Origin of the sequence: Acidithrix ferrooxidans (genome assembly GCF_000949295.1) — a bacterium.
Lineage (GTDB): Bacteria > Actinomycetota > Acidimicrobiia > Acidimicrobiales > Acidimicrobiaceae > Acidithrix > Acidithrix ferrooxidans.
The window spans coordinates 1-7,445 of the sequence record NZ_JXYS01000113.1 but is presented as its reverse complement, the minus strand read 5'-3'; the positions used below and the strand labels follow the sequence as shown (position 1 = coordinate 7,445).

Below are 7,445 nucleotides of genomic sequence, written 5' to 3'. Positions count from 1 at the left end.
GTGTAATGGACGGTCTTGGCGAGGTATCGAGTTGAGAAACCCTTGAATGTCGTACTTATTAGGAGAGCGCTTGGCTTTCCATTCGCCATGGACCCAATTGACCGCTTGGNTCCATAACAATGCTGCCCTATGGCACGAGTCATGGGCTAGACGATAAGAGGCCCCTGTCAGAGTGACGGACACGATAGCTGTTGTATACTCTGCGCTTTTACTAGCCATTTGATAACTAATATAGCATTATCTACTAAGGACTATATTTCACTACATGACGATGATTGGCGCAATGGAAGGCATGTGGTATATCAATTACATGCACACATCGTCTTGGTACCTAAATATCGACGTAATGTCATGACCGAGAGAGTTAGTGACGAGATCAGATCTGCGATTCTTGAGGTGTGTACTCGTTTCGATTCCACCCTTGATGCTTTTGAGACAGACGGCGATCATGCCCACCTACTGATCACCAACGCAGCTACTGATCACCTACCCACCTACTGATCACCTACCCACCTACTGATCACCAACGCAGCTAAAGTTGCCCTGTCGAGACTGGTGATGTCCATGAAGACACTTATCGCCATGAGAGTAAGGGCAAAGAACTGGCCGGAAGTCCGAGAGGCTTTGTGGGGGGAGCACTTTTGGTCGCCCTCCTAGTCGATAGTGTCTTGTGGTGGAGCCCCATTAGAGGAAGTGAAGAAGTACATAGAAAACCAGAAACTCCCAAGAGGTAAATCAGGTAGACCGAAAAAGAATTAGGTCGCTTGACCCCTCCCTTACGGAAACCGATTGCGCTCCCGTTGGTTCAAAAGGATCGACTACGAAAAAGTGTTCATACCCCCGGAGAGCTCGCGATAAAAAAGCTTTATCATCAATAAAGGGCGTTTGGAAATCGCAAAACCTATCTGACGCGTTTGTAAATCTCCACAAGATATCGACCCATCGACCAAGTTGATTGATCAATCAAGTAAGTGGCACCGTTTGATTAGAAATTGAGGCCGTTCGAATTCTGACCACTCAAACCACTTTCCACAGCCAGTATTTAGAGCCACAGCCAATATCTAGAGCCAATAATTCGGCGAGGGATTGAGTTGCCCTAAAGCTTCTCAGCCCAGTAGCCCTCCACTCGCATCGTCAAGACAGAGGTCACTAAATCTCATTATAGTTTCAAAATCCCACTCAATATCAAACGATAAGAATCTCAGCTATATGATTTGGCGGGCCGCCACATTGTCGTTACAACATGCCCCGATGGAACAATGAAACTACCATGAACGCTAAAGCCGACACTCTTATAACGTTCATTGTTGGCTGGATTAGTCGACTCAAGGTATGCACAAGCACCAAGCTCATCTATTCGAGCCAAGTTCTCGCGCAGAAGAGCCATTCCCATACCGTGACCCCTGTGTTGATTGTGCGTGGCAAGCAGGCTTAAGTAGTAGTGTGGCTCAATGGGATGAGATTCTGCGAATAATTCGTTGATAGCAATGATATTGTCTGCATCTTTACGGCCCGCAATCTCAACAAGGAACTCTTCGAAGGCAGCTTCCTCCTCGCTCGTGAGCTCTACGCCGCCTGGAGGAATCCAGATCGCAACCGATTCGATGTGTTCAGTGACAAAGGTCCAGGGGTATCGTCCCGCCGAAGCGCTAAGTAGTCGCCAGAATAAAGCCGCCTGTTGAGCTCGGCGTGTAACATCTGGGAAAACGGGACCCCATAACGGATCGTCGAAAAAAGCTAAGGTGAGGGTTTCTACGATCCCATCGAGATCAGACAAAGAAGCTACACGGACGCTACTGAGGCTGTTGACCATCTCTAAATCAACTTGTTCATCTCTATCGATTTGGCTGCTATCTTTTCCTTGCATCTCTAAATCCTACCTCTTTGACCGTCGACGTCATGGGAAACTTGCAGTTGGATCTAGACCAGCGACTCCCCTCTCTAAAGAAAAACCAAAACCAATGAGAAGCAACTACGCGCTTTCAAGGCTGATGCCGATTCATAATCAAGCTGAAACCTAGGTCACCCCAAGCCACGACTCAACCACATCAACTACAAAACAATCCTTAGAAAGCCTGACCAACATCTACGAATTGACCTGTTGTGCAAGTTCACCTATTGCACGAATTGACCTGTTGCACTTGGAGTTCCTCACCAAATTCCTTCGCCACTATGGACGCTCCCCTACTACATGTCCATAGTCGCTCGCTCTAGCCAGTCGTCGAGAAGAAAGAAAGATCCAAACGTTGTTATTTCTTGTACACGTTCGATAATTTCTGTATGAATCAGCCCTCTGCGTGAGTCAACCTTATGCGTGTACGACTAGTTCGCGCGTATAGCCAGTTCACGTCAACCTTGTCACCCTAAGCCTTGTCCTCAAGGAAGGACCAGTGAATCACAATGCTCAAAACTGCTAGCCGGCTTATCGAAGCCTTCTCAATGACAAGAGTGATGAACGTGGCTAAATCTTGCTCAAAACACCAACTAGCTTTGTTTACCTTTATCCCGTTGAAGAGATCGCAGCTGGAGAAATCGCAGCATTTTTAAGATCTCCCATTCAAAAGAACACTCATGAGATGAATCACAATCTCAATCAAGTGCGCTCTCTTTCGATTAGACTATTAACTAAAAATATCTACAAAATGAGAAATTATGGATAATGATAAATCAATAATGATTTCTAACCCAGGCGGGATAGAAAGATCTGATTTGATATCGCTAATTAAGGAATTAGCTGCCAAAATCAACCACCGATCAATCGCAATAGTTGGACCGGACTTTTCTCGTCTGCACTCTAAAAGTGGCGAAATTGCTGATATTATTCACCACATCTTTGGAGATCGAATCAAAGCGATAATTCCGGCTCTTGGCACTCACGTTGGAATGAGTAACTTCGAGAAAGAGACGATGTATCGCTCCTTTGAACCAGCGAGCTTTATCGATCATGACTTTATCCATCAGACAGAAGCTGTTGGTTCCATCTCTCAAGACGTCGTTGAGGAAACTATGGAGATGGAAGGGCTCTTTGATCTTCCAATTTCCATCAACCGCCACCTCCTATCAGACGAATTCGACCTCTTCATCTCTATCGGTCAACTATTGCCACATGAGGTCATTGGAATATCGGGTGGGGTGAAAAATGTCCTTGTCGGACTCGGAGGAAGGCCAACTATTGAGGCTAGCCACTTTCTTTCAGCCCTTTGGGGAATTGAAAGGACTCTAGGAAACCCAAAGACAGCTGTACGCGACCTTCTAAATAATGCAATTGAAGTATTACTACAAAAGAGCGCTCCGATACTCTTCGTAGACACTGTGCTCAACCCACAGGCAGAGGAGTCCAAAAAACTGACCTATATCTCTTTGTCGTTAGCCACTGGGGATAGTCCGAGGGATCGAGGCTTCGAGGAAGGAGCCCAGATCTCAGCTCAAACGAATATCTTTGATCTCCCGCAAAAGCAATCGGAGATCTACGCCTACCTTGATCCTGCGATATACAAGTCGACTTGGATAGGCAACAAGGCGATCTATCGAACCAGACTTGCCCTAGGAGACGATGCAACTCTTAAAATATTTGCTCTGGGTATCGATCGATTTGGAGAAGAGCAAGGGTTGGAGTCGATCATCAAGAGATATGGCTATCATGGCAATGAAGCGATAGAGTTGATGCGCAAAGATGGCGTGCTCGAGGGCAACCTTGCAGGTGCTGCTCATATATTACACGGCTCCACCTTTGGTAGATTCAAAGTCGAGTACTATGCACCGCTTCTCGGACGCAAGAAGGTAGAGGGCGTAGGCTTTAGCTTCATCGACAGTGATGAGGGGTTCAAACAACCGAGCGAGAGCAATCTCTTTGAATACGACGAGAACGGGTGCATCCATATCTTTCAACCAGGAGTCGCACTCTGGAGGGCTAAAGATGTCTAATCGTCCTTCAATCTTAGTTATGGGTGTTAGCGGCGCAGGAAAGTCAACTATAGGCAATGTTCTAGGTGAGCGTCTTGGATATCAATTCATCGATGGCGATGACCTCCACAGCCCAGATGCTATCGCCAAGATGCAAGGTGGCACGCCCCTTAATGACGACGATAGAACAACTTGGTTGCGAAAAATCCAGGCAAAGATTACCCAAGCGAACCAAAGCGGCACCCCTGTGATAGTTGGTGCATCGCTTTTGAAGAAGAAATATCGCGATTTAGTAGTTAGCCAAGCCGACCCCAGACCGTTGATGGTTTTGCTCTCAATTCCAATCGAGGAGTCGCTCTCAAGATTATCCGCTCGATCCAATCACTTCATGCCCGCCACACTAGCTCAATCCCAATTTGAGATATTAGAAGAGTCAGATGATCTCTTGAAGATCGATGCAACTTCACCAATAGATGCCCTACTCGACTCCATAACCACCGAATATAAAATGAGGATGGTGAACTAGTCGAAAAAATGTCAATATGGCAATCTAAACAACATTACTGACAAATGGAGTAATAACGCGAAATTCGACTAACCGTCACTCTTTTGACGAGATCTCTATATTAACGAAAGATCGACAATCTTCATTTAGCCACAGCCCTGCTACGACGAACCTTCACGGATGGACGAGCCATGGCGCATGATCGAAATGCGATTATGGCGGAACCCATCCAGCACGGCCCTTATTCGGTAAGTCTCTTATTCAGCACAGCCAAACCGACGTCACTGTCTCGCTGAAGGTACCATTCAACGACTTTCATCGAAATGAGCCAAGCTAACCCACTGCGCGAACGGATTCCCTGGCTATAAAGCGCGTTGCGATGAAGATCTTTTCAGCATCTACCTGGTTACCATTGAGAATCGACATGAGGCTAGAAGTTCCAACCCGACCCACCTCGGCTATCGATCGTCTCACCGTAGTCAACGATGGAGTCACATATGAAGAAAATTTGCTATCATCAAATCCAACCACAGAGAAGTCCTCTGGCACACGATAGCCAGCGTTGACAATCGCCTTCATGGCCCCAATGGCCATCTCATCATTTAAACAAAAGACAGCAGATGGAGACACGCCAACAGATAGCAATTTCGTCATTGCGCTAAACCCACTCTCCATAGTGAAGTCACCATCGGCCATTAGGTCACCTCGAATTGGAATGCCGCTATCCGAAAGAGCGCTAAAGTATCCTTCACGCCGCTCAGTCGTTGCCTGAAATCCTGGAACGCCGCCTATTAGAGCGATCTCACGATGGCCACGCTCAATTAGGTGCTCCACTGCGTTATATGCTCCAATTCGATCGGCAGAGAGAATATTTACGAGATTATCTACGGCGACATTTCTATTGAGAACTACCAATGGAATCCCTCTGTCCATCGCGTAGAAGATGAAGGCGTCATCCTTATCGGTCTGACTCACCAAGACAATACCATCGAAGCGCTTCGAATCCACCCAATCGAGTTCAGTGTGCGAATCCACCCCATTTACCACCAAGTTGTATCCAGGCTCCATGGCTAAGGTAACTCCGCTTATGGTTTCATAGAAAAAGTCAGGTGAAGTAGAACCCCCGATCGTCGAGAAGATAAGGCCGACGTTATACGACTTATTTTGGACAAGGCTACGTGCACTGTAATTTGGGACGTAGTTGAGCATCTTCGCGGTTTCTACGATCTTCTTCTTTGTTGCCGGACTAATCAAGGGACTGTCGTTCAGGGCACGAGAGACCGTGGTATGGGAGACGTCTAGCAACCTAGCGATGTCTTTTATAGTTATGCTAATTTGTGATCCAACTTTAAACTTGTAGAGATCCTCAACTATATCTCCTTAACAACGAGACCATCTTACCTAAAACCGCTGACCTAATTCCCTGATCCATTCGCTACAACACTCCATGCGCTGGCCAAATAGTCTCGAAATAACTACCTAGCCTCTAACGCCTAAAGCCACAGTAGTCCACCGGTTCAGTCGATCTCTTTGCGTCAAACCCTCTCTGTCACTTTTGACCTGTAGTTCATTTAAAGGATTAGAACTTTCAGGGAAAAATCAAAGATCAATCCCTCCAGCCCACAAATCAAAAAGACTATCGCGAAAGGCTCCCACAAAATTGAAAATCCGACGGCGTCGTTCAAACCCCAAAGATCGAATTGGCCCTATCCAACCTTTTTTATAACCGGAAAGGTCACCACATCCCGCCAAAACCACCCGCCAAAATGATCATTCTCATGCCAATCACGCAATCGATCCAGCCAAACATCGCCCTTAGTGTTGCCGCTACGATCCAGATCGTGACTTGGGGATGTAGACAGTGGCATTCTACCCTTAGACCAGGTTATCTATAAAATTCGGCGCTCTATAAAATTCGGCGCTCTGCTACCAAGAGGTGTCGTTCTAAGATCAAGATGAGTCCTTAAGCTAACCACAAACTCCCCTCAGATGACCCATGAGGAGCCGACCGACCTCAACCCTTACAAAGCACTTGGCTCATGCAAGCACTTGGATCATGCCAGCGCCAGGTCTCACTTGGTAGTAAAGGGCTAAAGGAACCGAGGCTCGCGGGGTATCCAAGCTCGTTAGGTGATTAGGCTAAGACGGCAGTTCTACCAAATGTCTAAGACCACCACCCTTGGTGTTCGAGGCCAATTATCAGAGTTTCTTCAAGGATTGTAGTGATACTTGATCAATCCTAAAGTATCACGTGAACCTCCCCGCCCTTACGGACGGGGCTTCTGGCTCCGCCGTTTGGTTGGGGTTACCAAGCATCGCTCCCGTCACGCCACCACGACCAACTGGTCTGGTACCGATGAATCGGTACTGGTGGATGAGTTTGCTAGCTTCGGCTTGCTAATCTGAGTTGCCTCAGACAAGGCCCGGTTCTGGGCACTACTTCGGGCTCTGGCCTTGCGGCACTGCACCTTGGGGTGTGCTTCACGTTGATCAAGTGACCAGCGCTCGACAGCCCGGAGATACGTGACTCGGACTTTTATGTCCGGTCCAATTGGAGTGTATTCCCCGCATAACGCCTTCTGGAGGATATTGATCGCTCCTACAGCGTCTCGATGACAAGTAAAACCACAAATAGGGTTCTTGCATCGGTAGGGCCGACCTGATGGTCGATTGCGTGTCAAGCACGCTGGACAGGTCTTGGTTGAACCTGATTCGTTCAGGAAATCTAGGTCTAATCCGGTCTTGTCTTTGAGGTAGCGTTCCTGTCGACCCCTTGACCACTGGGAGAGTTGTTGACGACCGTGGCGGCCCATGCGCCGCTTGGACTTGGTCTCCTTCTCGATGCCCCTCACGTCACCAACTATAACTCTGGCGGTGTTGTGGCTAATGACGTGATTGGCCGCCTTGTTGGAAACCTGATGATCAAAGTCACGAAGCGATAGCTTTGCTTTGGAGTTGATCTTCTTCTTCGCAGTTACCAGCCTTTTATGCTTCTTAGATCCATTCTTGCACTTGCTGATCTTGTGCTGTAGTTGAC

Annotated in this window: 5 protein-coding genes and 1 pseudogene; 3 read left to right on the top strand and 3 right to left on the bottom strand. The window is 47.5% G+C overall.

What is annotated here, in order from left to right; genetic code table 11:
* Positions 1 to 219 precede the first annotated feature (219 nt).
* Positions 220 to 657, top strand: a pseudogene (gene tnpA / locus AXFE_RS21675) (IS200/IS605 family transposase).
* Positions 658 to 1,201: 544 nt separating this feature from the next.
* Here tnpA and AXFE_RS15895 read toward each other — a convergent pair.
* On the bottom strand, positions 1,202 to 1,867 hold the full coding sequence (locus tag AXFE_RS15895) for a GNAT family N-acetyltransferase (protein WP_200891318.1): 666 nt from the start codon (positions 1,865 to 1,867) through the stop codon (positions 1,202 to 1,204).
* Positions 1,868 to 2,652: 785 nt separating this feature from the next.
* On the opposite strand from AXFE_RS15895, the gene AXFE_RS15885 reads away from it, so the two are divergent.
* Positions 2,653 to 3,924, top strand: a complete 1,272-nt coding sequence (locus AXFE_RS15885; protein WP_052606922.1) for a lactate racemase domain-containing protein — start codon at positions 2,653 to 2,655, stop codon at positions 3,922 to 3,924.
* Positions 3,917 to 4,429: a gluconokinase gene (locus AXFE_RS15880; protein ID WP_052606921.1), complete on the top strand. Its 513-nt coding sequence runs from the start codon at positions 3,917 to 3,919 to the stop codon at positions 4,427 to 4,429. Before AXFE_RS15885 ends, AXFE_RS15880 begins: the two co-directional genes overlap by 8 nt.
* 312 nt (positions 4,430 to 4,741) lie before the next feature.
* Here the strand turns inward: AXFE_RS15880 and AXFE_RS15875 are convergent, their stop codons facing one another.
* On the bottom strand, positions 4,742 to 5,731 hold the full coding sequence (locus tag AXFE_RS15875; protein ID WP_407071694.1) for a LacI family DNA-binding transcriptional regulator: 990 nt from the start codon (positions 5,729 to 5,731) through the stop codon (positions 4,742 to 4,744).
* Between the two features lie 1,001 nt (positions 5,732 to 6,732).
* The coding region (locus AXFE_RS15870) for a zinc ribbon domain-containing protein (RefSeq protein WP_152626159.1) at positions 6,733 to 7,445 on the bottom strand (713 nt) is incomplete at its 5' end.